The organism is Paludisphaera borealis, assembly GCF_001956985.1.
GTDB classification, from domain to species: domain Bacteria; phylum Planctomycetota; class Planctomycetia; order Isosphaerales; family Isosphaeraceae; genus Paludisphaera; species Paludisphaera borealis.
Map to the genome: position 1 here is coordinate 6553818 of NZ_CP019082.1, position 22631 is coordinate 6576448.

27 protein-coding genes are annotated in these 22631 nt (G+C 62.1%); 20 read left to right on the forward strand and 7 right to left on the reverse strand.

All coding sequences use genetic code 11. The features are described 5' to 3' along the window. Window positions 1–43 precede the first annotated feature (43 nt). Both BSF38_RS25275 and BSF38_RS25280 read right to left on the reverse strand, forming a co-directional pair. Complete coding sequence (locus BSF38_RS25275; protein ID WP_076349837.1) at window positions 44–1051, reverse strand: HEAT repeat domain-containing protein; 1008 nt, start codon at window positions 1049–1051, stop codon at window positions 44–46. Between the two features lie 20 nt (window positions 1052–1071). After that, window positions 1072–1731 carry a thermonuclease family protein gene (locus BSF38_RS25280; protein WP_076349838.1) on the reverse strand — a complete coding sequence of 220 codons (660 nt, stop codon included), beginning with the start codon at window positions 1729–1731 and terminating at the stop codon, window positions 1072–1074. Window positions 1732–2028: 297 nt separating this feature from the next. Here BSF38_RS25280 and BSF38_RS25285 point away from each other — a divergent pair, with 297 nt between their 5' ends. Beyond that, window positions 2029–2436 carry a hypothetical protein gene (locus BSF38_RS25285; RefSeq protein WP_076349839.1) on the forward strand — a complete coding sequence of 136 codons (408 nt, stop codon included), beginning with the start codon at window positions 2029–2031 and terminating at the stop codon, window positions 2434–2436. A gap of 60 nt (window positions 2437–2496) precedes the next feature. Then, window positions 2497–2889, forward strand: a complete 393-nt coding sequence (locus BSF38_RS25290; RefSeq protein ID WP_076349840.1) for a hypothetical protein — start codon at window positions 2497–2499, stop codon at window positions 2887–2889. Window position 2890: 1 nt separating this feature from the next. Here BSF38_RS25290 and BSF38_RS25295 read toward each other — a convergent pair whose 3' ends face one another. The 4 genes from BSF38_RS25295 to BSF38_RS25310 form a co-directional block, all read right to left on the reverse strand. Then, complete coding sequence (locus BSF38_RS25295; protein WP_083713456.1) at window positions 2891–4396, reverse strand: YifB family Mg chelatase-like AAA ATPase; 1506 nt, start codon at window positions 4394–4396, stop codon at window positions 2891–2893. Beyond that, entirely contained in the window at window positions 4285–6273 is a 1989-nt protein-coding gene (locus tag BSF38_RS25300; protein WP_076349841.1) for a recombinase family protein, read from the reverse strand. Before BSF38_RS25300 ends, BSF38_RS25295 begins: the two co-directional genes overlap by 112 nt. Before the next feature lie 298 nt (window positions 6274–6571). Then, window positions 6572–6805 (reverse strand): hypothetical protein, encoded by a 234-nt coding sequence (locus BSF38_RS25305; protein ID WP_076349842.1) that lies wholly within the window; start codon window positions 6803–6805, stop codon window positions 6572–6574. 173 nt (window positions 6806–6978) lie between these two features. After that, complete coding sequence (locus tag BSF38_RS25310) at window positions 6979–7230, reverse strand: hypothetical protein (protein WP_076349843.1); 252 nt, start codon at window positions 7228–7230, stop codon at window positions 6979–6981. 364 nt (window positions 7231–7594) lie between these two features. On the opposite strand from BSF38_RS25310, the gene BSF38_RS25315 reads away from it, so the two are divergent. The 17 genes from BSF38_RS25315 (at window position 7595) to BSF38_RS25395 (ending at window position 19542) form a co-directional block, all read left to right on the forward strand. Further along, window positions 7595–7939: a hypothetical protein gene (locus tag BSF38_RS25315; RefSeq protein WP_145952319.1), complete on the forward strand. Its 345-nt coding sequence runs from the start codon at window positions 7595–7597 to the stop codon at window positions 7937–7939. 33 nt (window positions 7940–7972) lie between these two features. Next, the gene (locus tag BSF38_RS25320) at window positions 7973–8389 is read left to right on the forward strand and encodes a hypothetical protein (RefSeq protein WP_076349845.1); all 417 of its coding nucleotides are present in this window, start codon (window positions 7973–7975) and stop codon (window positions 8387–8389) included. Between the two features lie 92 nt (window positions 8390–8481). Beyond that, window positions 8482–8976 carry a hypothetical protein gene (locus BSF38_RS25325; RefSeq protein ID WP_076349846.1) on the forward strand — a complete coding sequence of 165 codons (495 nt, stop codon included), beginning with the start codon at window positions 8482–8484 and terminating at the stop codon, window positions 8974–8976. Window positions 8977–9363: 387 nt separating this feature from the next. Continuing rightward, window positions 9364–10683, forward strand: a complete 1320-nt coding sequence (locus tag BSF38_RS25330) for a DnaB-like helicase C-terminal domain-containing protein (protein WP_168189458.1) — start codon at window positions 9364–9366, stop codon at window positions 10681–10683. Window positions 10684–10929: 246 nt separating this feature from the next. Next, window positions 10930–11985 carry a hypothetical protein gene (locus BSF38_RS25335; protein WP_076349848.1) on the forward strand — a complete coding sequence of 352 codons (1056 nt, stop codon included), beginning with the start codon at window positions 10930–10932 and terminating at the stop codon, window positions 11983–11985. Window positions 11986–12130: 145 nt separating this feature from the next. After that, the gene (locus BSF38_RS25340; RefSeq protein WP_145952320.1) at window positions 12131–13132 is read left to right on the forward strand and encodes a hypothetical protein; all 1002 of its coding nucleotides are present in this window, start codon (window positions 12131–12133) and stop codon (window positions 13130–13132) included. Continuing rightward, window positions 13129–13509, forward strand: coding sequence for a hypothetical protein (locus BSF38_RS25345; RefSeq protein WP_076349850.1), 381 nt, complete (start codon window positions 13129–13131; stop codon window positions 13507–13509). Before BSF38_RS25340 ends, BSF38_RS25345 begins: the two co-directional genes overlap by 4 nt. Window positions 13510–13664: 155 nt before the next feature. Next, entirely contained in the window at window positions 13665–14402 is a 738-nt protein-coding gene (locus tag BSF38_RS25350) for a hypothetical protein (protein ID WP_076349851.1), read from the forward strand. A gap of 133 nt (window positions 14403–14535) precedes the next feature. Further along, complete coding sequence (locus BSF38_RS25355; protein ID WP_076349852.1) at window positions 14536–14934, forward strand: hypothetical protein; 399 nt, start codon at window positions 14536–14538, stop codon at window positions 14932–14934. Between the two features lie 80 nt (window positions 14935–15014). After that, window positions 15015–15497 (forward strand): HNH endonuclease, encoded by a 483-nt coding sequence (locus BSF38_RS25360; RefSeq protein ID WP_076349853.1) that lies wholly within the window; start codon window positions 15015–15017, stop codon window positions 15495–15497. Window positions 15498–15597: 100 nt separating this feature from the next. Further along, on the forward strand, window positions 15598–16197 hold the full coding sequence (locus BSF38_RS25365) for a DUF6573 family protein (RefSeq protein ID WP_210405645.1): 600 nt from the start codon (window positions 15598–15600) through the stop codon (window positions 16195–16197). Between the two features lie 209 nt (window positions 16198–16406). Next, entirely contained in the window at window positions 16407–16856 is a 450-nt protein-coding gene (locus BSF38_RS25370; RefSeq protein WP_076349854.1) for a hypothetical protein, read from the forward strand. A 41-nt stretch (window positions 16857–16897) separates the two neighbouring features. Continuing rightward, window positions 16898–17380, forward strand: coding sequence for a hypothetical protein (locus BSF38_RS25375; protein ID WP_076349855.1), 483 nt, complete (start codon window positions 16898–16900; stop codon window positions 17378–17380). A 20-nt stretch (window positions 17381–17400) separates the two neighbouring features. Then, the gene (locus tag BSF38_RS25380) at window positions 17401–17748 is read left to right on the forward strand and encodes a hypothetical protein (protein WP_076349856.1); all 348 of its coding nucleotides are present in this window, start codon (window positions 17401–17403) and stop codon (window positions 17746–17748) included. 3 nt (window positions 17749–17751) lie between these two features. Continuing rightward, the gene (locus BSF38_RS25385) at window positions 17752–18156 is read left to right on the forward strand and encodes a hypothetical protein (protein WP_076349857.1); all 405 of its coding nucleotides are present in this window, start codon (window positions 17752–17754) and stop codon (window positions 18154–18156) included. A gap of 40 nt (window positions 18157–18196) precedes the next feature. Further along, on the forward strand, window positions 18197–18589 hold the full coding sequence (locus BSF38_RS25390; RefSeq protein ID WP_076349858.1) for a hypothetical protein: 393 nt from the start codon (window positions 18197–18199) through the stop codon (window positions 18587–18589). A gap of 56 nt (window positions 18590–18645) precedes the next feature. Then, window positions 18646–19542 carry a hypothetical protein gene (locus BSF38_RS25395; RefSeq protein ID WP_076349859.1) on the forward strand — a complete coding sequence of 299 codons (897 nt, stop codon included), beginning with the start codon at window positions 18646–18648 and terminating at the stop codon, window positions 19540–19542. 71 nt (window positions 19543–19613) lie between these two features. Here the strand turns inward: BSF38_RS25395 and BSF38_RS25400 are convergent, their stop codons facing one another. Further along, window positions 19614–21539, reverse strand: a complete 1926-nt coding sequence (locus BSF38_RS25400; RefSeq protein WP_083713459.1) for a GmrSD restriction endonuclease domain-containing protein — start codon at window positions 21537–21539, stop codon at window positions 19614–19616. A 658-nt stretch (window positions 21540–22197) separates the two neighbouring features. Between BSF38_RS25400 and BSF38_RS25410 the strand changes: the two genes are divergently transcribed. Next, window positions 22198–22506 (forward strand): HNH endonuclease, encoded by a 309-nt coding sequence (locus BSF38_RS25410; protein ID WP_076349861.1) that lies wholly within the window; start codon window positions 22198–22200, stop codon window positions 22504–22506. Window positions 22507–22631 lie beyond the last annotated feature (125 nt).

Sequence of the window (22631 nt, forward strand, 5' to 3'; positions counted from 1 at the left end):
GACGGCGACCCGGGCGGCGAGGCGATCGCGGCGTCTCTGCACCTCAATCGTCGGTCCGAAAGTCGCGCTCGAACTGTTCCTTCAACTCGCGGTTTCCCTTGGCGGCGACGACGCGCTCGATCCGTTCGGTCAGTCGTGCGTCGTGACAGTGGATCTTGAGCGCCGACAGCGCCATTCGTGAGTGCGGTTCGATCTCGCCGGCCACAAAGTCCAGAAGGCGATCAACGGCCTCGGGGGTGCGGAGCATCGCGACGGCCAGGAGGATCGCCTCTTGCAGCGGAGGAGACGAAGCCCGCCGCCAGCAGGCTTCGAGCGGCCCGAGCGCCTCGGGCAACCGCGACTTGCCGAGCGCCATTACGGCGGCCTCGCAACCCGCCTCGTTGTCAGGATCAAGAAACGACGCGACGAAATCGAGATGCTCCTGATGCGAGATCGTCAGCAGTCCGTGGAGACATTCGGAAATCACGTCCGGGTCGCGATCTCCGGCGCGGACTTTGAGACGCAACAGCAGGCCGGCCGCTTCCGACCCCTGGTAGCCGAGCGCCTGGGCGGCGGCGATGCGCACCACCCGCTCGGGATCGCCCTTGGAAACCTGAAGCAAGGGATCATGCAGGGCGTCGACCAGCAGCGTGAGGAGGCCGGACGCGTCGATTCGGGCCAGCGCAAGCAATGCCGATGCGCGGAGCGAAACGGCGGCGTCTTCGACCCCTCCCCAGATCGGTTCGAGCTGAATATGCCTGGCGGCGTTCTGGAACGTCTGCGGGCGGTCGTGCTCCATCTTGTCGAGCGCCTCCACGATCGCGACCTTGGCCCGGCAGAGCTTATCGTTCTTGATCGGGTCGATCAGAAACCGGTTGTAGGCTGCTTCGAGGTCTGGCGTCAGCTCGACGAGCCTCTTGTCGCCGGCGATCACGGCCGCGGCGGAGGCGAGGAAGTTCGACCTGTCCGCGATCGCCTTGCGCAGCTCGGCGACGAGCGCCGGCGAAGTCGGTTGATTGCGCAACAGGCGGACCGCCGCAAGTTTGTCGTCGAGCGAGGCTCGTTTCGCCATCCGTTTCTCTCCCGATGCATTCAGGCGGCTCGCTTCCGCCCCGTTGTGCGGTCGCGAAATTGGACCGGAGATTCGAACGGCGGTGGCCCGGCGCGGCGAGCGGCCTCCCGAACCTTCGCCGCCTCCTCGGGGAAGCCGTTGTCGCCGAAGCGGTCGACCGTCGATTCGGCCAAGTGATTCTCGACGGCGAGGACTGAGTAATTGACCCCGTCCACGAACAGGTAGCCGAGCGTCCGGTCAAAACGATCGGGTTTAGGCGCCCGGAGCAGCTCCAGCCGTTTCGCCCCCAGAATGACGCGCCGCGCGAACTCCTTCGCCTCGGGACCGTAGGGCTGTTCCTTGTGGTCAGGATAGCGAGCGTTGGCGACCTCGGGCGCGTCGATCCCGAGCACTCGGACCCGCTCGGCGGGCGCGTCGGGCCAGGAGATCCGAATCGTGTCGCCGTCGTCGACCCAGACCGTGCCGGGATCGACGACCACCCGAACCCGCGCCAGCCGCCCGACCTCGCCCCCTCGACCCCGTCGTTCCGACCCGCCCCGGCGTCCGTTCCCCGGGTGGGTCCGGTCGTAATAAACGAGCGACGCGATGGCGATCAGCAGCACGATGCGCGGCAGCCAGTAGAGGATTCGCCTCAGACGAGGAAACGGGCGCGACGCTCTCCGCTTCGAGAAATGCGACATCGCGCGGCTCCCTTGGCTTCGCGACGGCCGACCGCCGGCTCGCCGCGCTCTCATGATCTTGACGCTTAACCTGACTAGCTACTCTATACTACGCGTCCGTCATCGGGCGATGGATGCGCGCGACGTTGCAGGAGGCAACATGTTTGAACCGGAAGACGACGATCTCGGCCGCTTGCTTGGGCTTCTCCCTCTCCTTCATGGCGGCGTCTCCCCGCAGCCGGGCCGACGCTCGGATCGAGCTATTCGATCACGGATCTCGGCCAGTACATCCCCGTCGGGCTCAACGATCAGGGACAGGTGAACCTCGTTCCCGAAGGCGCCGGCGGCTTCATGGGCTACAGCGAGTTCTATTCGGCGGTCCCCGAGGGGCAGCGAAACCAGAGCGCGCAGTACACCTACAGCAGTCTCGGCACTCAGGCCGGCTCGCTCTCCACCCCGAACCTCCCGCAGCCTTCTCGCACCGCCGACGGCTCGTGGATATACGCCTACAACCAGGCCGGCGACACGACCGGCTGGGACAGCCAGCGTCATACCTACGTGAATATCGGCGGCGTTCGGATGCAGAAACATCGTGACTTCAGGCGGCATCAACTCGCAATCGTTCCTTTATTCGGGTGGAGTGCTCAAGCAGATCGGCGACCTCGGCGGCGGGAGCAGTATCGCCCGAGGAATCAACGGCTCTGGCGTTGTCGTCGGCTGGTCTAATGTTTCGGCGGCCGATGCGGGGCAGGGCAGTTCGATGCGCGCGATGGGACGACCCACCAATTGGGCGACGGCGCGAATCTCGCTTACGCGATCAACAACGCCGGGCTCGTCGTCGGATCCAGGTTCCAGGACGCGGCGGCCGATGACAACCGTCTCCGCGCTTTCATGATGAAAGACGGGGTGCTGACCGACCCCTGCAGCCTGTTGCCGACGGGCTCCGGCTGGATCCTCACCGCCGCGCTCGGCGTCAACAATCTCGGACAGATCATCGGAGTGGGCAAGCACGACGGTAAAGTCAACGCCTTCCTGCTCTCCCCCTCCAGCGTCGTCCCGCCGCTCGACACCGCGGAAGTCCCTGTCCCCGAACCCGCCTCCGTCGTCTGCTTCACCACCCTGATCGTCGCGGGACTGATCCGAGCATCGCGAAAGCGCGAGCCCCTCGCAAGCGCTTGAACTACACCCAGACGCTGCGGTCGAGCGAGCGGTAGCCGACGGCTTCGGCGATGTGCTGGGGTTTGATCTCGTCGGCGGCTTCAAGGTCGGCGATGGTGCGGGCGACGCGAAGGACCTTGTCATAGGCGCGGGCGGAGAGGCCGAGTTCTTCCATCGCGGCCTTGAGGATGCTCATCGCCTCGGGCTTGAGCTTGCAGTGCTTGCGGATCTGCCGGGGGGTCATACGGCCGTTGACCTGCGGGCCATCCTTGCCGAACCGGTGCGCCTGGCGGCTGCGAGCTTCGAGCACCTGGGCCCGGATCTCGGCCGAGGTGACGCCCGGCGGCATCTCGGCGAGCTGCGCGAACGGCACGGAAGGAACCTCGACGTGGAGGTCGATCCGGTCCAGCAGCGGCCCCGAGATCCGGCTTAGGTACTTCTCAATCTGCGGCGGGCTGCAAGAGCACGACCGGCGCGGGTCCGACCTATAACCGCACGGACATGGATTCATCGCTGCAACCAAGATGAACTCAGCGGGGAAGGTCGCCGTGTTCATCGCCCGGCTGATCGTGACCTTGCCCTCCTCAAGCGGCTGCCGCAGAACTTCGAGCGTCTTGCGGTTAAATTCGGGCATTTCGTCGAGGAACAAGACCCCTTTATGGGCCATCGAGATCTGGCCCGGCTGGGGCGGGTTGCCGCCGCCGACCAGGCCGGCGTCGCTGACCGAGTGGTGCGGCGTGCAGAACGGACGAACCGCCATGAGCGCCTGGCCGGCGCTCAGCCGTCCCATGGCGCTGTAGATGCGGGTCGTCTCCAGGCTCTCGCTCGGCGTGAGCGGCGGGAGAATCGTCGGCAGCCGCTTGGCCAGCAACGTTTTGCCGGTTCCTGGGGGCCCGATCATCAGTAGATTGTGATTCCCTGATGCCGCGATCAGGAGCGCACGTTTGGCGTAGTCCTGGCCCTTGACGTCGACGAAATCCTCGTCGGTGTGCGAGTCGCGGGCGAAGATCTCGTCAAGGTCGACGGCCTCGGGGTCCATGTCGAGCTGACCGGAGAGGAAGCCGACGGCCTCGGCGAGGCTCCCCACCGGGTAGACGTTGACCCCCTCGACCACCGCCGCCTCAGCCGCATTTTCCCGGGGGACCAGCACCCCGTCCCGGTTCTCGGTGGAGGCCTGGAGCGCCATCGAGAGGATGCCCTTCACCGGCCGGGTCTCGCCGGTCAGGGCCAGCTCGCCTATGACGGCGAAGTTACCTGGCCGATCGAGCGCGATCTGGCCGCTGGCCGCGAGCATCCCCAGCGCGATCGGCAGGTCGAAGCCGCTGGCGTCCTTCTTGAGATCCGCCGGGGCCGATCCTCCGGGGGAAGCCCGCCCGACGGCTTCCCGTTCGCGTCGGCGGGGCAGGGGCCACCCGACTAGCCCGGCGGCGTCAGGATCGTCGCCCGGTCGCCCTCCAGCGGCTCGAAGTCGACCCGAGACAGGTGCGACCGGGTCTGAGCACCGTGCTGCCTGTACTCGAACCAGCATACCATCCGCTCCAGGATGCCTCGCAACGCCTGCGCCCTGGCGTAGGGCGTCCCCTCGTCCCGCTCCCACCTAAGATTATCCAACCGCTTCATCCGCGCCGCCAGGTTCTTCAGCAGATCCTTCACCTGCTCGCCCAAATCCGTGTCGTCGGCGCTCACCCGCGCCAACTCCGCTTCGACGGCGGTCATCTCGTCCTTGACCTTGCGCCTCGCGGTCGGGAGGCCGGCGAAGTCGTCCCATTTCTCGGCCAGCCGCGAGAGTTCGGCCTCAAGCTCGCCGATCCTCTCGTTCCGCCGGGTGCGCTTGGCCGTGGTGACCCAGTCGTACAGGTGTATCAGCGTCTCGTGGTCCTCGCTCTCCTCACTGGGGATCACGATGCTGACGGGGCCGTCGGACGTGTCGACGGTGAATCGGTAGCGGTCGTCCGGCAACTCCTCTGGCTCGGCGATCTCCAGCAGGGCCTCGGCCAAGAAATATTCCATCTGCTCCTTCAGGTCGCCCAGGCGCGCCTTGTCCTTGACGACTTCGACGTAGAGGGTCGACAGGAGGTCGTTCTGGCCCGCGTTGATCAACCGGGTCAGCGACAGTCCGAGGTCTTTGAGGTATTGGTTCAGGTGTCCTTCCAGGACGTCCATCCGGACGCGGTGCAATTTGCAGCCGAACTTATTGGCGTGGCCGTGCTTGCGGAACGATTGGCAGACGTAGGACAGGGTCTCTTTGCCGCCGTCCACCTGGGTCCATCCGCTCATCGTCTTCTGGCATTTGCCGCATACGACGAGGCCGGACAACCAGAGCTTCTCGGACCGGGACGTCCTGATGGGCTTGGGGGCGTCCAGCAGCTTTTGGACTTCCCAGAAGACGGCGGGGTCGACGATGGGCTCGAACAGGGGCTTGGCGGGCATCACCCACTCGGAGCGTTCCCGCTTCCTGCCGGTCTTGGCCTTGCTGGAGTCTTTCTTGTTGCGTGGCGGGTTGATCTTCACGGCGCCGTCGACAAGCTCGCTGTAGAGGCCGTGGGCGTTCTTGTTCCAGGCGGGGAGGCCGATCGACGCCGGGTTGGTGAGGATCTTCTTGACGAGGACCGCGTACCAGGGGCCGTGCGGGTGGTAGTGGCTCTGCCCCATCTCGTTGAGCCGTTGAGAGATTCGGTAGTACGGCCACCCGTCGGCGGCATACTTGAACATGGTGCGCAGGATCTCGTGCCGTCGCTCGTCGACGCTCCGGTCCAGGACGAGGGTGTCCCCGGGTTGGCGGTCCCGGGGGAATGCGTTCTCGCCCTTGCCGTCCCAGCGTTCGATTTCGCCGGTGGGCCACTGGCGGTAGCGCTTCCATTTGCCGTCGATGACGACCCTCCAGCGTTCCTCTCCGCCGTCGGTGCGGCAGACGACGTCGCAACCGTAGGGGACCCAGCCGCCGGCCCAGATCCCATTCTTGGCCATCTCGGCCTTCTTGCCGAGGTCGCGGGTGGACTTCTTGACCATCTCCTCCTTGGAGGTGTGCGCGCCGATCCCGGACGTGATGAAGCCGGCGGGGTCCTCGTCGGAGAGGACCTTGCCGTCGACCGCCTGGACGAGGACGCAGCCCTTGCCGGTGATGATGAAGAGGTAGTGATACCACTCGAAGACGCGCTGGAAGCCGAGCCGGTCCTGGGCGTCGATGACGATGCGCTGGATTCTGCCGGCCTGGACCTCGGCGATCATCGCTTGGAACTGGGGGCGATCATCGGCTTGGTGCCTGCGCCCGGTGTCTTCGTAGATCTTGGCGAGCGTGATGCGGTTGTCCTCGGCCCATTTGCGGACCGAGGTGTATTGCCGCGCGGTGTCTTGGGCGTCAGTCGACACTCGGACGTACGCCACGGACTGGTCCTGGTCGGTCATTTGCTTACTCCTTGGGCGTGCGATCCGTCAATCCTAGCTCACAAACTAGCTGGGCGTTCGCCAAGGCGGTCAGGATGCCGGCTGTCGGCACGTGCTGCGGCCTCGTCCTGCTCAGAGCGGAGACAGTAAGCGTCAAGCGCCCGACAGATGATGCTGATGCGGGTACGGTCTTCACGGAGGGCAGCGGCGCAGAGACGAGCATGGAGTTCTCCGGGTATTTCCTGCGAGATGCGGTGCTTTTCCAACATATATAATCTCCTCAATGAAATAGACGCCATCCGTGGCGCTGATGGGGTGGTCAGGACTTCTTGACGCGGGCCTTCTTGGCGGGCTTGTCGAGGGCTGGCTCGGGGGCGTACTTGATCGCGAAATCGGCCAGGGCGGCTCTAACTATCGCCTGCTGGCTCATCCCCAGTCGCTCCGACAGCTCGGCCATATCGGCTCTCTGGCTGATCGGGATGGTTACGAGAAGCCGGCTGTTCTGGCGCGAGTCGACCTGGATGTGGGCCACGCGATTCTCGATCTTGCTCATCTGTCTGTCTCCAACCTCGTGTGGGATTAATGGCTGTCTCGGCTTCCTTGCCCCGAGACCCCAGTAGAACACACAGTAAGGCATCAGCACAAGATTGTGCCTTGATGGGTCGCTGACAGTGTTGTCGACGAGCAACGCTGGGACCGTTGGCGTGGCCGACGAGCAACGGGTGCTTATTTGGCTGGGGTGTCGGCCTGGAGGATGGTCAAGATTGCCTTGATGTCGGCCCTGCATTCTCTGATTCCGGTCTGGGTGGACCGGATCATCCTGCGGTTGTCGGCCACAAGGGCGACGAGGTCGGCGAACTGCTCACGAGTGATCGTGGGGTCTGGCTGGTGGTCGCTCATCAGGAGGGTGGCGTACCGGTCGGCGAGGGCTTCAAGGCGGTCGGTCCCGGCGACCCGGAGCTTGGGCTTTACTGACATGTGGTGTGCTCCGACTCGCTGCTAGTGGAATGACCCGCCCGCCGACTACGTTGCCGGCGGGCGGGGGCTATACAACTGTCCTAAAATTTGGTCGGGCGTCCCTGGTCGCTTGTCCACGCCCCTCGCCTCCCCGGTGACTATCGCCCGGGGGGGGCGCCCCCCACCCCCTCCGGCCGGGTAGCCCGTGTGGCCCCCCAGAGCGCCAGGTTTACCGCCGACGTATGACCCCCCGGGGCCCCATCAACGAGTAATGATGTTTTTTATCATTCAACATTGAAATCAGTTGCTCCCAGATTATGATTGTCATTGTCGAACACTGCTGATGTGGCCGACGACTTTGATATCTCAACAAGAGAGCAGACCGATGCCTAAGCACATGTTGGACCCGGTACTTGGTGCGATTGCTGAACACCTCAGGGAGCGGTTGAAGGGGAGCGGTTTGCGGGTCACCACGCGCACCGCTGACCACAACCAGGCCGTAAGGGTCGGGGTGCCGCTGATCAAGCTGCCCGTCCCGCCTTGGACTAATCCACCCTCGATCAGCACTGAGATCAGCACCACCGCCAAGGGTTATGTGCTGAATTTCGATCTGGACCTCGACGACGTCCCGCTCGACCTGAACGAGCCGGCCAGCCTGGACCGCTTGGAGAAGGTGGCGCGGGCGGCCGACGCGCTGGCGCGAGCAGCCGGGGTCCGCAAGGGCAAGTGAACCCGGACAATCCCAACCCAGAGACCCCACAAGATGAGCACCGTGAATCGCAACGCAGCCGACTGGTTCAAAAAGACGAGCACCTACCACGCCCTCGGCGAGACGCAGCGCCAGTGCGTGGACGATTTCGTACGCGGCGCCGGCGCTATCAAGATGTGCTTCGACGACCCGCCCGACCTGCTGATCGAGTCCGCGAGCGCCAGGGACATCCGCATCTCGCTTCTGCTGTGCGCCGAGCCGTACAGGGGGAATTCCGACATAGTGCGGATCGACGTCCATTGCGACCACAAGCGGGCGCCGGAAGTGAAAGCGGCGTTCGAGGCTTTCGGCCCGCTCGGGTTCTACGATCACGCCCGCAACGTCGACGAGCACAAGTTCAGCACCATGACCGCGATCTACGACCGCTCCCAGAAGCTGATCAGCACCATTCTGAAACTCCCCAAACGCTGACAACCCCGCTGAACTAGGCGAGAACCGGGCCGGCGGGGAGCGCGACCGCCGGCCCCGGCCCCCCCCCACGCGCAGAGACAAGGAGATTTCTTATGTCTGGAAAACAGAACGAGCTTGTGTTCGCGTACCCGGATTTGATGGACCACTACTGCACCAAAGGCGATCCGCCCTGCCCGGATCGCGATCCCAGTCCCGGGTTTTACGACGGCCCTACCCCCAGAGACGCGGCGATCCAGTGCCGCAAGTGTCGGTGGGCGGCCCACTGTTTCTCGAACGACGGTTTCGGCGGCAGCGACCTCGACGTCGAGGCCGTGGACGACGATTGCGAGGCCGAGCAGCCCGAACGCGGCGACTGGGTAATCGATCGAGACGAGTACGAGCGGGGCGAAGGCGGGGCGCCCGGGTGGGACGGGAGGGAGCTGGGCCTGGAAGATTTCGAGGATGAGATCCAGGAGCACCACGACTGGGTGAACGAGACCTACAACGACTACGGGCCGCGATGGGTGTGGGACGACCTGGAGATGGAGCGCATGGGGACGTTCTCGGTGGACGACGTTGACGAGCTGCTCGACTCAATGGGCTCGTAGATGAATGCCGGTTGGGCGACGAGCCCCGGCGCGCTTCTTACCTTGGGCGCCCCGGGGCCGCCGGCTTTTCGGGTTGGTAAGTAATGTGCCCGGTGTCGCGAGTATTAGAGCTTGAGACATCGGTTGCAAATATGTTGATGAATCGATTACGGCGTTGCACCCAGCTTCGCTTCCTTTAACTAACCGATGAGCGTTCAGCCCTGTCGGCTGTGACCAAGAATCAAGTGAGCGCAACGCTGTAACCCCCGGCCCTCCACATCGCTCATCGGTGGGGGCCGGGGGAGCCAGTCCGTCTGTGAGTCCACACCGATGTCCATCACGATGCAAGAACGGCTGCGCGCCCTCGACGCCGCAGAAGAATCGCCGCACGACAAGATCGACAACCTGATGCAGGAGTGGGTACCGCTGCTGCTGCTCAACGGCCCCACCCGCTCGCGGATCGCCACCGGCCTGCAGTACCTGGAAACGGCGCACTTCGCCAGCATGGCCGGCAAGGTCATAGTCACCATCGCCAAGGGGATGATCGAGGACGACGGCGAGCTGCCCGAGTGCCCCGACGACCGCCGCAACGACTTCCTGGCCGAGGCCATCAACAACACCATCACGCTGGACGACGACTGGTGCCAGGACGTGATGGACACCCTGGCGCGGGCGGACCAGTTCCGCCACGACGACTACAAGTTCGTGCCCCAGGTGCTGGAGCACTACGAGAAGTGGCTGGAGCGCACCGTCTACCTGCACAAGACGAACCAGGCGGCCGACCAAATCGCCAAGGGCCAGATGGACCTCGCCAAGGCCACGCTGGAGTCCATCCAGGTGGAGCTGAAGCCGGCCGTCAAGCAGCGGACCGACGCCGACTTCTTCGACGACGTGGACGAGCTGCTGCGCGAGCAGGCGGTGTCGCACTTCCCGCTCACCGTGGACGCGCTGACCCGGCGGCTGCACAACGGCGGGCCCGGCCGCAAGCAGACGCTGTTCTACATGGCCCGCACCAACGGCGGCAAGTCGCTGTTCATGTGCAACGACGCCGTGACGCTCGCCTGCAGCGGCTACAACGTGCTGTTCGTCAGCCTGGAGATGCCCAGGGAGACGCTGGCCGAACGCTGCTACGCGATGTTCAGCGGCATCACCATCACCAGCCTGCGGGACAGCCTGGAGGGCCTGAAGGGCCAGCTGACCAAGCAGCTGACCAAGCTGAACGAGGTCCGCACCCTGAAGTTCAAGGAGTTCCCCGCCAGCAGCGTCAGCGTCAACCACATCGAGCGGTGGATGGACGAGCTGCGGGAGAAGCAGGGCTGGGTCGCCGACGTGGTCATCGTCGACTACCTGGAGCTGCTGCTGGCGCCGCGCAAGGCGCAACGCGACGAGGCGGAGCACGCGCGGCAGAAGGAGGTCGCCAACAGCCTCAAGGCGCTGGCGCAGAAGACCAACACGCTGGTGATCACCGGCACGCAGTCCAACCGCGAGGGGGCCAAGCGGGAGGCCAACCTGGGCCTGGAGCACGCGGGCGAGTCGTACAGCAAGCTGCACGCCACCGACTACGTGGTGTGCATCAACCAGACCGTCGAGCAGAAGATGGGCGACGCGGGCAGCAACTACGAGCCCGTCTTCTCGCTGAACGTCGAGAAGAACCGCAACGGCAGCACGGGGGGCGGCCACCTGGTGCAGCTGAACCCGCGCACCCTGAGGCTGAGCGGGCTGGCGTAAATAGCCGACGAGGGCCGGGGTATCAGCACCCCCGGCCCCCCGGCAAATCTGATTGCGGTGGCGTGATCGCTTCTGGGGAGTCGCGGAATCACGCCGCCGGAACAGAGAACCAACGCCGACTGGAATCGACAATGGCTGTTGCAGCCCACCAAAATACTAGTGAGCCCCAGTTGCGAGCCCGGAGGGATCTTGTCGATTCCAACCCTCCGGGCTTTCTCCATATCTCCGCAGTGATAGGAATCGACGATGACCAAGACGAAATTCGAGCAGATCGGGCACGACCTCATACTGACCCGGGGCCAAGCGGCCCGCGAGGCGGCGCCGGCCGACGAGAAGCACTGGGCCAAGCGGGCTAAAGACGCCAAGGCCAAGTGGACCAGCCAGGCCCGCCGGATGGCCGTCGCGGCGGTGGAACGGGCCGGCTCGTCGCGAGTGGCCCACCTCGACGACAAGTTCTTCGCAGCCGCAGGCACCACCAAGTACAAGGCCAAGCGGGCGTTGGAATTCCTGCAGGCCAACCCGGTCGGTGCGCCGCTGATCACACAAATCAACACGACCGCATCCGGCCTGAGGACGGCCCAACTGAGGCCGGTGCCGGGCGACGGCGCATGGGCCACGTACCACCGCGCGATAGCGACCGCCCAGCTGCCGTTCTGGCACAAGCACGCGATCCTGACCATCAGGACGAGATACGTCGGCTGCGGCCGATTCATCCTGAACCGGGGCGGTCGCGAGTGGCAGAACGCGCTGCCGAATTGCGCGCCGGGCAAGCGCAAGAAGCAGCAGCGGCTGTACGCGGCGGAGTTCATCAAACTGGCCGAACAGGCCGGCGTCATCTACGACGTCAAGGACGGCCGCCCCGGCACCTGCGCGCTGCGAGACGACGACCACCAGGCCGTGACCAAGCTGGTCGAGTTGACGCAATCACTACCGGCCGGCAGCGTCCACAGGCGGGAGCTGCCAGGGGGAGACGGGGCAACCAAGCAACCCGCTCAACCCAATGTACAGACGGATGTTAGTGCAGTAAACGAAAGTACAGTCGCAGGGCCAGTCGACGACACCCGCCCGTTGCTCCGTCCCCCCCAGGGCGTTGCTCCGTCCCCCCCAGACACGTTGCTCCGTCCCCCCAGAGTGTTGCCCCGTCCCCCCAGAGTGTTGCTCCGTCCCCCCCAGCAACACGCAGACACCGCAGACACCGGCAGACGCCTTAGAAAAACACCTTCAAGCAAGACACCTCCAGCGGGAGGAGCAGGACTCCGGCAGCGAATCGCGGGCTTTCAGCCCGTATTCAGGCCACGGTAGCACTGAAGCACAGCGATCTGCCGAGGAGCAGCCTACCGTGGTCAACTGGGATTGCGACGCAATCGACGCCTACGACCAACAACACCCTGCTGGGTCGCAGGGCCCTGCTACCAGACCGAGTGTACAAGCACAGAGTGTGAACTCTGTGTCAGCACCGGTCGCCGGTAGCACCACGGTCGGCGACATTGACGGCGAAGCCGTCAACCCAGTCAACGTCGCTCCCGTCGACTACTGCGCGCTACGCAGATTCGACCTTGCTAAGCAACAGGTGCCGCCCACTCCTGGTGAGACGTTGACCTCCTGGCGGTCGCGGTACGCCGCCTTCCTCGGGAACGTCGCATCGTGTGCCGCGCCGGGCCCGGCCGGCCCTGGCGCCCGGGGAGCCGTTTCCTTTGACACGCTCGGGCCTCAGAGCGGCCTGGACGACGCCCGGGCCGTCCTGCTGTCTCAGCCTTACGGCGGGTCGTACGGGGCCTACCCCGACTACGACGACTCGCGATACCGGCAGCCGGTCCGCCCCAAGTGGACCCCCTGGGACGAGGACGACGTCCGCGAGCTTGAGAACGACCTGGAACTCAAGCTCGATAAGTCCCACCGGCGTGACCGCTCGCACGTGGCCGACCTGCTCAACGATCGCCTGCCGCGACACACCGACGCCACGGTCGAGGACCTGCGCAAGGCGCTCACGGCCGATTACTGGCTCAACCGGTTCGTCGCGCGGTCGCTGCGGGTGATGCTGGGTTGCGAGGAGACGGTCGGCCTGCTGGTGGAGTCGGTGGTGTCGCGGGTGAGCGAGCGTAAGGCGATGGAGGAGTCGCGGGCCAACGGCTTTCTGAACAACTGGCGGGCGCCGCACTCGGTCCGGCTCACCGACCTGGAGGAGCTGGACAAGGCGGATTGGGGTGATCGCGCCAAGTACCGCACCCTGTTCCGCTACATCAGGGCTCACGGGCTGGCCGGCTGCAAGGTGCGGCACGGCGGCCTGTGCCTGGGGGTTTACTTGCCGCCGTTGACCGACGAGTTGTTGGCCGAGTTTAAGCCCGCGTTCGACGGCGACACGCTGCCCAAGGTGCCGGCTCTGCTGCACACTATCGCCCGCGCCGCCGACGAGCTGCGCGACGGCTCACTACTTAGGAGAGTGGCATGATCAACGCGACCGAATTGAGTGATACGCGGCTTGCCGACGCCCTGCAGACCTGGCTGGAGGGGTGGTTCGCCGACAACGAGGCTAGGTTGCGTGCCGCCGGCCCGCACGTGCGCAGCATGAAGATCGTGCGTAAGGGGATCGAGGTCCATTTCGTCATCACCGGCGACGGCCGCTATCAGTGTGCGATGTGGCCGGGGGAGGGTGGGGCCGGGTACGACTATTTCCACGAGCAGGGCGTGTTCACTAAGACGGTGCTCTACGGCTCGCCGGACCTGTTCGCGGTCCTGGCCGATTGGCTGGAGGCGGCGGTGGTGAAGTGTGGCACCAAGCGTGAGCGGCCGTATGGGGTTCCCATCGACCTGATGGATATCGACTGACCAGAAGCCACGGATGGTTCCCAAACGCCCCGCCCGTTGCCTAATCGCGACGCCGGCGGGGCTTTCTCCGTTTGTTGACCGTCCCGGTTCTGAGACCTAGGTTCTAAATTGGTCGGGTCGTCCGGCCGTTCACCGGGGTTCTCAGGAGGCGGGCGATGGCTGCGATAGGCGTGAGGCAGGCGGTTGAGAAATTCGTGCGGGGGCGGTTGCTGGTCGGTTCCAGAGCGGGGCGGCACAGGTTCCGCACGTACGAGGACGGCGGCAGCGTCACTCTGTTCCGAGTAGTGCCCGCCGGGCCCTACGCCTGGTGGGGCGTCGACGTCGGCGATGACTACGCCGCCTTGGTCGAGCGTGCGAATGCTGATGAGGACGGGTGCCCGACCGTGCCGTTCTCCCACCCGTGCCTGTTCGACGAGATCCAGCGGTTCGTGAACCGGGAACTGCCGGTCGACGCGTGCGCGTCCTATACGCGGATTCGCAAGGAGTTGTTGAAGCTCTCCCGGGCCGGCAGGCTTAACATCAGGCAGTATTACCTCGATCTGGCCGGCAACCGCCACACGCGGCTCGGAGGCGGGGGGGCGAGCCATTGCAATCTGGTGGTGGAGCTGAAGACCGGCGAGCTGCGGGAGGTGGAGGTGAGCGCCGAGGGGGTGGTGCTGCGGCGGTTCATCTCCGTGCCGCTGCCCTCGGAAATCATCGGCCACGGGTTGGACACCCCGGCGATCATCGCCGAGCGTGTCCTCTACACCGGGGCGGTGGACCGGGCCGAGTATACGGCGCTCCGGGAGGCAGAGCTAGCAGAACGGGCAGAGGTAGCACAACCAAGCCGGTCCAAGACCAAGAAACCGAGCCCCGGGAAGCAGAAGCCCGACGCGCGAGGCGCAACACCCTAATCCGCGCGCCGCGAGTCTGATGCGGGGCGGGGGGCCGGGGGAGCAATTCCCCGGCCCGTTCTCGTTAACGGTTCACGTATTGGTGAAACCTGTTGTGTCCGAGAAAGCAATCTCCCACACCAGGACCCAAGATATGATCACCTCACTTCTCATCGCCACCGTCCTGATCGCCCAAGCCCCCTCCCACTCCGGCATCGTCGCCCCCCGCGACCGACAGAAAGCCATCGCCGAAGCCATCAAGGCCAACCGCAAGGCCAACCCCGTCGACCCACGGACGCTCAAGGTCGATCCCGTCAAGGTCGACCTGGCCAACAAGAACCGGGCCGAACGCGAACGCAAAGCCGCCAACGCCGGCCGCGCCTGGAAAGCAGACGCCATCGCATTCGACCAGGCCGTGGCCCACGCCGCCAGAATCAGGGCCGACGCCAGCCGAACCGCCGGCATGAGCGTCGGCCAGTACCGCGACCTCGCACGAAAAGAGCAGGGACTGCCCCCCATCCCGACCATTCGGATAATTCCCGCCGGTCGATAACACCACCCGCAGGATCGAGCTGTTGCAAGCAAATATTCCGTAGTGCTTATGCAACAGCTCAATCTAGCGGAGTCGGTCCCATGCGGTACGCTAAAATCCCCGGCGCAGTGCAGTACAAGGTCGGCGACGACGGGACCGTCTGGTCCATCAAGTCCGGCCACTGGCGCAAGCTCAAACCCGTCCTGACCGGCGGCATCAAGGGCGGCGATCCGAATCGCCGCCGTCCCGCCGTCAACCTGGTCTGCGACGACGGCCACAATCGCCAGCGCAAGATTCACCAACTCGTCGCCTTCCTGCATCTGGGCGACAAGCCCCCGGGGGCGAGCGTCCTGCACAAGGACGACGACAAGCGCAACAACGTCGTCACCAATCTCTACTACGGCGACAGCCACCAGAACGCTCACGATCGGGGCGATAATCGCCTCAGCCCGCTCGCCAGGGACGACGTCCGCGCCATCAGGGAGAGCCCGCTCAGCAACGTCGAGTTGGCCCGGCAGTACGGCGTCTGCCGCACCACCATCTGGAAGATCAGGGCCGGCCACACCTGGTCGAAGCTGGCGTGATGTCGAGAGACAACGTCCTTGCGCAAAAGACTTGTGGCCTCGTTTCTCGGCCTGATGGAATGGAGTTGTGATCACACACTCACCCGTTAGGAGCAAGACAATGACCGCCACCAAGTTCCGCCGATGGGGCAGCCGCCAGGCCGACGACATGAATAGCGGCGTAAATCTCGGGCTCGACATCAGCTGGGCTGAGCTTGACGAACTACCGTTGGACCGAATCACAGCCGTCGAGGCCGGCGTCCCGGACAACACCCTCGACGATTACGAGGACGACGGCGGCACCTACGCCCCCGGCCACCTCAGGCAGTGGATCGAGGCCAGGACCGAGCCCGCCTGGGACCTCATCCATTCTTATACCCGAGCCCAAGCTATCGAGGATGGAACCCTGGTCGACGTCAGCGTGCGTGCCAAGGAGGCCGGGTTCAAGATCCCGGTCGCCCTCACCCGCGCCGTCTGGTCCAGGTACGTCGAGATTCCGGCGGGTGTCGATTGCCAGGACGAGGCCGGTCGCCTCTGGGATGTGCTGTGGATGCTGCACGTGGCGATCGGTCAGACCGGCTTGGGTCAGGATACGCTCAGCTATCAGTTATACGTGCGAAATGACAACCAAAAGCCGAGGCTGGTCAATCTGAAGGCGACGTGTGGCCCGGGGGATGACGCCGCGCCGGTCCTTACGATCCTCTGTCCGGATGAGGATTGAGTAGATACTTGTGGTGGGGTTGATTGGGCTCAACCTCACTGCTCCTCGGGAGACGGCCAGTGGGCGGTGCTGAGACCGCGTACTGGCCGTTTCTATGCGCGAGACCTGCTCACAAGGCCCGCTCGATTGGTAGATACGTTGGTCCCACTTCGGGGCAAATCTGAATTATCGAAGTGGGCACTTGGTACTTCCAGCGGAGCACTAGTCAGATGGCGCAGCCTTGGCAGATCAAGATTGACGACGAGCTGAACGAGCGGGCCAAGGGGCGGGCGCGTGAGCTTGGCCGTACCCTCTCCAACTACATCCGCCACCTCGTCCAACAGGACTTGAAAGCGGACCCTAAAAGCGCCAGTCAGGATTACTGGGCCAAGGTCCGCAGTGTGGTCGAGCCCCTGAAGGCCCGGCTGGCTGAGTCGGGGGAGTTCGCCCCCCTCAACATCGCTGTCGATCCGCTTGTCTACCCGGAATTGCCGAACACCGTCGTCTGGATCTATCACAAGCCCAGCGGGAGGCTCTGTGGCATCTTGTTCAGAGTCGACGAGGTCCACTTCTGGATCCAGAAGAACGACCACCTCGAACTGTCCCGCGTCGTCTGCAACTCGACTTACGAGAACCCGGCCATCGTCGATGAGATCATCGCCAAGTTCACGGCCGCCTGACAATGCCTGTCTTCAACGCCATCGCCAGGGGAGCCTGAAAGATGCCCGGCACGCCCATCAGGGACATCGCCCACGCCATCACCGACCTGATAGCCGACGCCCACCCCGACCAAAGTATAAGCCTCCATCTGCTCGTTAAAGCCGGGCCGGCTGCTGCGATAACTATTGCGCTGATGCCGATCGACGATATCACACTATCCTTCGGTGATGCGGGGGTCTTGTGCCAGTGCCATGGTCGGTTGCTCCAGCAAACTGACGCGCCATTCGTCGAGTATGCCGACCCCGAGTTTGAGGAAAAGACGCTCGCGATAGTAGACGAAGGACTGCGGGTCCACCTCACCGCGATGCATGAACTGCAAGCAAATATCGCTACCAAGATGAACGCGATGAACACGAAGTTGTCGGGTGCAACGTTCGCGAAAATCGAACGGTTGCTGGAACCACGCGACCGGAGCGGCGGGTTATTCGCTCGACTGGGCAAGTGGTTCGGTGGGGCCAGCAGATTCTTCTTCGCGCCTAAGTGATCAACGCAGGGGGCAGGGTCATGATCGAGCGGGGCATCATGCATGGGGTAAAGGACTGGGCAGCTGAGACCTTCCCAGCCTACAAAGCCATCCTCAACGGGCACGGCCAACAACCTCGGCTCACCCTGCAAAACCGAGCCCGATGGAACGACGCCGTCACCCTCTACTTCGAGCAGGAGGGCATCACGTTCCTGGCCGAAACCATCAAAAACAAACGGCTCGCCATGCTAGTCAGCAACTACTCCAAGATGCTCTCTAAGTCCGCCTCGCAAGGCACGACACATGAGATCGAATTCCAAGTCCAGTATGCAGACATCGGCTTCCTCGAACAGCTCGAAACCTATCTGAAAGCCAAGCTCGGAGCCTGACCGATGACCAGTATAGAACTCAGCATCGCCACCATCGACATGATCAGAGAAGCACTTAACCCGCTCCTCCACCCCGACCTCCACACCAAACTCCGATGCGAACCAACCACGCTCCTCCGCATAAAACACAAACCCAACTCCATCCACCAAGCCCTGTACTTGTCAGTCCCCACCAACGGCAAGTACAGCCAAATCGCCATAATCGAATACCAAGGCGATGGCCGAGACCTCATCGAAGTAGAACTCTGCTCGGAAAAGGAATGGATGCCCTGCGAGTCGCGCGGATTCCCACTCGTTGAGATCGAGCAAAGCATCCCCACAATCGCCACCATCATTAACAACCACTTCGACGAATGGGCTGGTGCCGCGACCAAGCACGGCGAGGTCTGGCTCAGCCCCTGGATGTGAAATAGCCGATCCCGACACCAGCAATCGGGGAACCAGCAATATGATCGTCCACGCGGTAATCACTCACGACCTAATGGACTGGTTCAGCCAGGACTACCCAAGTTTCTTTGTCAACATCAATGTAGACCGGGAACACGCCATGCTCTACTTAATGGCCCCGACCAGCAAAGTCATCGCTTGCCTCGCGATCACCTCAGACCACATCGCCGCCTCGGACACTAGGGCGGTGACCAGCGGCCAAGAAATGTCAGCGTTCGCTGCATGTACCAACCCTAGGCTTCGCCGTTGGATGGAGAAGCATGCCGACGAATTGGGGAACTTAGGCTACACGTCCCCGCCATATACCGGTCAGCTGCCCTTGTCGGATCCGAGCAGTATTGACACCATCACCCAATTCCTCGAGAACGTCCTCGCAGAGTCGCACGGCGCTTGATATAATGGTCCCTTGGTCGCTTGCAGTCGCAACTCAGCCAGCCAAGGAAAAGACAAATGACGTCGCGCCAGAGATACCGCGCCAGGATCGACGAAGACCTCGCGTCCGTTTACAAGAACCTCTCCGTCGCCTACATCAAAGCCTTGAACTATCAAGTTAGTCTGTGGGAGTACGCTGAAAGAGAGCGCGAAAGACCCCGCACCCAAGAAGAGATTGAGTTCATAGAGGAGAAGACAAACGGCGAGCAACCGGTCTACGAGCACTGGTCCGAACAATTCGGCCTCGACCTCATGACCCCATACGTCGAGCAAGAAGTGGAGAACAAGAGCTACTTCATGTACAACCTCTTGCTGGTCTGGATTTGGAGCATAACCGAGGCCAAACTGAACGACGTCGCCGAGAACTTCGTACTAGCTGACCCCTCAGTGCTGACGGGCCCTAAGTTCAAAAACATCAAGCTCGGAGTCGATCACTTCGTGGGAGGCAGGAGGAAGTCGGACGCCTATCGCATGATCTTCGCAGAGTACAAGCGAGAGGCCGCTCCCGAGTCCAAGGTGGGCATCGGCCGCTTCGAGTCGATGTTCGATGCCCTCGGGCTTAAGGGAGGCGTACCGAAAGAAGTCCGCGCCTTATTCTTGGAGATGTCCGAAGTACGGCACAACATGGTTCACCGCATGGGGGTCATCGATCAGAAGATGGCCGAACGCATCCCAAGATTGACTACAAAAATCGGTGGCACTATCGCCGTCCAACGCGAGTTCATCCTGTCGAGCATGCATGCCGTTAAATTTTACATCCTTGAGATCGACATACGCATTAGGAATCATTTTGGTGAACCGATTCCAGAGTCCGCTGCCAAGCTACATGGTAGTTATGCGCCAAGACCTCATATTAAACACGATGAGACAGACAAAGCTGGGCCCTTGGGTCCGAGTCAGATAAGGACAAACTGACTGGCTAAAGTAGTCCGCTCCACGTCAAAACCCGATTTGGCCTGGTCGTCGAAACGGTCGTGGATGCTCGCCTACCTGGGAGCGCCCGCCGCGAAAGACGTTGTGACCGCCGATGTTTGAGGTGCCGTGGCCACTACCGTAGACGAACCATTGCGGATGTGGCAGATATCATCGACGAAGGAGACCTGCGATTGGCGTGGGATGCGCACCCGTACGATCGACACTTCCTTGTATTTGATGACATCAATATTCGTGCCGACTTGAGTCTTCAAAGGGTCCGAAAGACCTGAGTTCGCAATGTGGTTGCAGATCTGACTCACGTAGGTGTCAAGGCTTAGCCCAAGTTGGGTAGCCTCTCTGTCGACGCCGACAAGGAACACGCGGTCGAACTCTACCGGGTTAGAGTTGTAGATTTCCTGGACGCGGGCGGCGTCCTTTTGCGTGTCTGCAATTCCAATGTAGAGATATCCGTCTGCATGCGGCCCACAGTTGGCTATCCCGCAGATTGTCTCAACGATCACTTGCAGGATGTTCGGGTCTCGCGTTTTGGTTTTATCAAGCCTGAGAAGTCCCTGCTTGAACTCATACCTGCCGGTTTCGGTTCGCGATCGACGGATGGAGTTTTCGAAGTCGAATGACATCGCGGGGCCATGCGTCAGGACGGAACTGTCGGATCTTACGAACTGGTCCCTGATCAAGCCTTTAGTAATATTAACGTTGGTTTGCCTTGCGGCGGTTTTCAGGTTCTTTTTCCCGACAGCGATTTTGTCGGAAAGGTCTGTGAGACATTGCATTATTGTGTCTTCACTTTCCGCCACGGGTGTCATACCCTCCTTGAAGATCAGCTCATAGAATGCCATAAATACCGCAAAGAACGGGGCCTTAAGAGCGTTGGAAGTCGGTTTGCGATACACGCAATCACGGAATGCGAAGCGGCCCTTGTTATGACTTTCTACAGTCGACCTAATGGTAGAGAATACGTTTTTGACTTCTTCGATCAATCTCTCCTTTCCATACTGGGCAAGGTTGCGGTTAACCTCCACGTATTCTTTCTCGCCTTCCTTGTAGACTCGATTCAGAAAGTCTCCCGACGCTTCAGCAGGTCTGCCTAGGAGGATAGAGGAGCAGATGTCGGCGAGAACCTGCTCGTCCTCGCTGTCGCGTAGATCGCTTGTCCTTAAGACGCCCTGGTAGCACCAGAAGATGTCTTCCGCCTTCAAGGCGTAACCGTGAAGGTTGCGGCTTGTTTCGATGCTGATTTCTGGCATCTGACTCAACAGCAAGGAGTCGCGGGATACATCACCTCGAATTTCGGCCGCAAGATGTCTAACGACTTCTGCAAATCCAGAGAGAACACCAGCTTGGCGTCGTTCTTGGTCGCTTAATTGTCGCCCTCCAGAATTGATGCGTCCAAATACGTCAGTGATTCGACTGTCCAATTCACTCGGCACCACAGTGACGGCGAGTTGGTAATCCAGTATGTTGGCGCAGTCGAGAGCGGAGATCCGTTCGATATTGTCAGCACACGGGACAAAACAGCCGGCCTCCGCAGCTTGCCGAGCCCTGGGGAATTCTCTTATATCGAAGCATCGCCCGTTGTATGTAAACGAGTGCTCAATAAAACTGAAAATCGCGTTGAGACGCTGCATGCCGTCTATGATCTCTAGTGAAACCAAATTGCTGCCCGACGGCTTCTCTGCCAGCAGAAACAAGGGCATTGGGTAGTCTTTTAGAATGCTGTCAATAAGATGTTGCTTTTCGGCTACAGTCCAGACCAGCTTTCTTTGGTATTGGCGATTAACAAGAAGGACTCCCTCTCTGTAGTTCTTGTAGAGGGACTGGATGCTGATTCCTCTCGGCGATACTGCCATAAGTCGAGACTCCCCGCCAACATTGACAATTTTCTCCTCGCGGATGATAGCGGACAGACCGACGTCAGTCAAGTCATCTGACATCCGTTGACGCACACTTGGAGCCGAGGTTTGCGCAGAAGCCATATATGCTCACGCCTCGCACATGGCATTAAGCCAGATGCCCAAACAGGCGAGTAAACGGTCTCGCGTTGAACGGAGACAAAAACCGCACCCTTTCCCGTAGCGATTCCGGCAACACCCTAGCCGCGTAGTCAAAGAACCTAGCCTCACGCTCGAAGCATCGCTGCCTGTCCTCGTTTCGCACATCAGGATTCACATTTCCATAGAACCAGCCCCTGCCATCCACGAACCCGCCATCAAGACCATATACATCAATCTGCTCATACCCACACCACACGCCAAACTGCAAAGCCACAAAAGACGAAGACCCAAGATACACTCCCACCCCTAGATCGAAGCTGAACCCAAGCCCTAGCACACGCCCGAACCTCACCTGATCCTGCGCACCAGACCCACCCTCACAACACGTCAAAATCGTCGCACCAGGGCAAGCCCCAGCGTGAACCCACTGCGACTCGTCCACAAACAAGTGGTACCGCAGCGATCCCAACACGCGAGGGTCCGGCCGGTTCACGGCTAGTAAGTCAGTCTCTGGGTTCACCAAACCTGGAGTATCCACATCTCCGAGAGATGGGCCGTTAGCCAGGATCACCAACCGCCTCCCTGCTCCCGACCACCGAAGTTCGTCGATAAGCATCCCACACCCCTGGAGGATAGAACGATGGCAGACCGCCTTAGATTCGCACCCGACCTCACCACCCAACTCGAAGGCCCTAACCCGGTCCAGGTCTCCCAAAAAGAGGCCCATGATTGGTACAACTCGGCCGATTGGAAACGTGTCAGGGCTCGCGTCCTCGCACGGGACAAGAAGCTCTGCCAGGTCTGCCTGACCAGGGGCCGAACCACGCTCGCCAATATGGTTCACCACAAGCTCAAGCGGATCGAGTATCCGCATCTGGCTTACACTGAGTCGAACCTGGTCAGTCTCTGCTGGGGCTGCCACGCCAAGTTGGATCACGCTAGCAGGTGATGGGGAGGGGACTGGTATACTCTACCTGGCATTCTGGTAATCGTGGCAATCTAGGTAGGTGGGGGTAGGTCGGGCATCTGAGATATTATATATATGGCTGGAACGCTGCCAGCTGCGCTCTGAAG

Coding starts and splice junctions, on each gene's coding strand:
- BSF38_RS25315 (WP_145952319.1), top strand. CDS start 7,595: ATGCCTAAGCACATGTTGGACCCGGTACTTGGTGCGATTGCTGAACAC.
- BSF38_RS25280 (WP_076349838.1), bottom strand. CDS start 1,731: ATGTCGCATTTCTCGAAGCGGAGAGCGTCGCGCCCGTTTCCTCGTCTG.
- BSF38_RS25370 (WP_076349854.1), top strand. CDS start 16,407: ATGGCGCAGCCTTGGCAGATCAAGATTGACGACGAGCTGAACGAGCGG.
- BSF38_RS25335 (WP_076349848.1), top strand. CDS start 10,930: ATGACCAAGACGAAATTCGAGCAGATCGGGCACGACCTCATACTGACC.
- BSF38_RS25310 (WP_076349843.1), bottom strand. CDS start 7,230: ATGTCAGTAAAGCCCAAGCTCCGGGTCGCCGGGACCGACCGCCTTGAA.
- BSF38_RS25400 (WP_083713459.1), bottom strand. CDS start 21,539: ATGGCTTCTGCGCAAACCTCGGCTCCAAGTGTGCGTCAACGGATGTCA.
- BSF38_RS25330 (WP_168189458.1), top strand. CDS start 9,364: ATGCAGGAGTGGGTACCGCTGCTGCTGCTCAACGGCCCCACCCGCTCG.
- BSF38_RS25325 (WP_076349846.1), top strand. CDS start 8,482: ATGTCTGGAAAACAGAACGAGCTTGTGTTCGCGTACCCGGATTTGATG.
- BSF38_RS25360 (WP_076349853.1), top strand. CDS start 15,015: ATGCGGTACGCTAAAATCCCCGGCGCAGTGCAGTACAAGGTCGGCGAC.
- BSF38_RS25375 (WP_076349855.1), top strand. CDS start 16,898: ATGCCCGGCACGCCCATCAGGGACATCGCCCACGCCATCACCGACCTG.
- BSF38_RS25295 (WP_083713456.1), bottom strand. CDS start 4,396: ATGCTGGTTCGAGTACAGGCAGCACGGTGCTCAGACCCGGTCGCACCT.
- BSF38_RS25385 (WP_076349857.1), top strand. CDS start 17,752: ATGACCAGTATAGAACTCAGCATCGCCACCATCGACATGATCAGAGAA.
- BSF38_RS25300 (WP_076349841.1), bottom strand. CDS start 6,273: ATGACCGACCAGGACCAGTCCGTGGCGTACGTCCGAGTGTCGACTGAC.
- BSF38_RS25380 (WP_076349856.1), top strand. CDS start 17,401: ATGATCGAGCGGGGCATCATGCATGGGGTAAAGGACTGGGCAGCTGAG.
- BSF38_RS25355 (WP_076349852.1), top strand. CDS start 14,536: ATGATCACCTCACTTCTCATCGCCACCGTCCTGATCGCCCAAGCCCCC.
- BSF38_RS25390 (WP_076349858.1), top strand. CDS start 18,197: ATGATCGTCCACGCGGTAATCACTCACGACCTAATGGACTGGTTCAGC.
- BSF38_RS25275 (WP_076349837.1), bottom strand. CDS start 1,051: ATGGCGAAACGAGCCTCGCTCGACGACAAACTTGCGGCGGTCCGCCTG.
- BSF38_RS25410 (WP_076349861.1), top strand. CDS start 22,198: ATGGCAGACCGCCTTAGATTCGCACCCGACCTCACCACCCAACTCGAA.
- BSF38_RS25365 (WP_210405645.1), top strand. CDS start 15,598: ATGACCGCCACCAAGTTCCGCCGATGGGGCAGCCGCCAGGCCGACGAC.
- BSF38_RS25350 (WP_076349851.1), top strand. CDS start 13,665: ATGGCTGCGATAGGCGTGAGGCAGGCGGTTGAGAAATTCGTGCGGGGG.
- BSF38_RS25395 (WP_076349859.1), top strand. CDS start 18,646: ATGACGTCGCGCCAGAGATACCGCGCCAGGATCGACGAAGACCTCGCG.
- BSF38_RS25305 (WP_076349842.1), bottom strand. CDS start 6,805: ATGAGCAAGATCGAGAATCGCGTGGCCCACATCCAGGTCGACTCGCGC.
- BSF38_RS25345 (WP_076349850.1), top strand. CDS start 13,129: ATGATCAACGCGACCGAATTGAGTGATACGCGGCTTGCCGACGCCCTG.
- BSF38_RS25320 (WP_076349845.1), top strand. CDS start 7,973: ATGAGCACCGTGAATCGCAACGCAGCCGACTGGTTCAAAAAGACGAGC.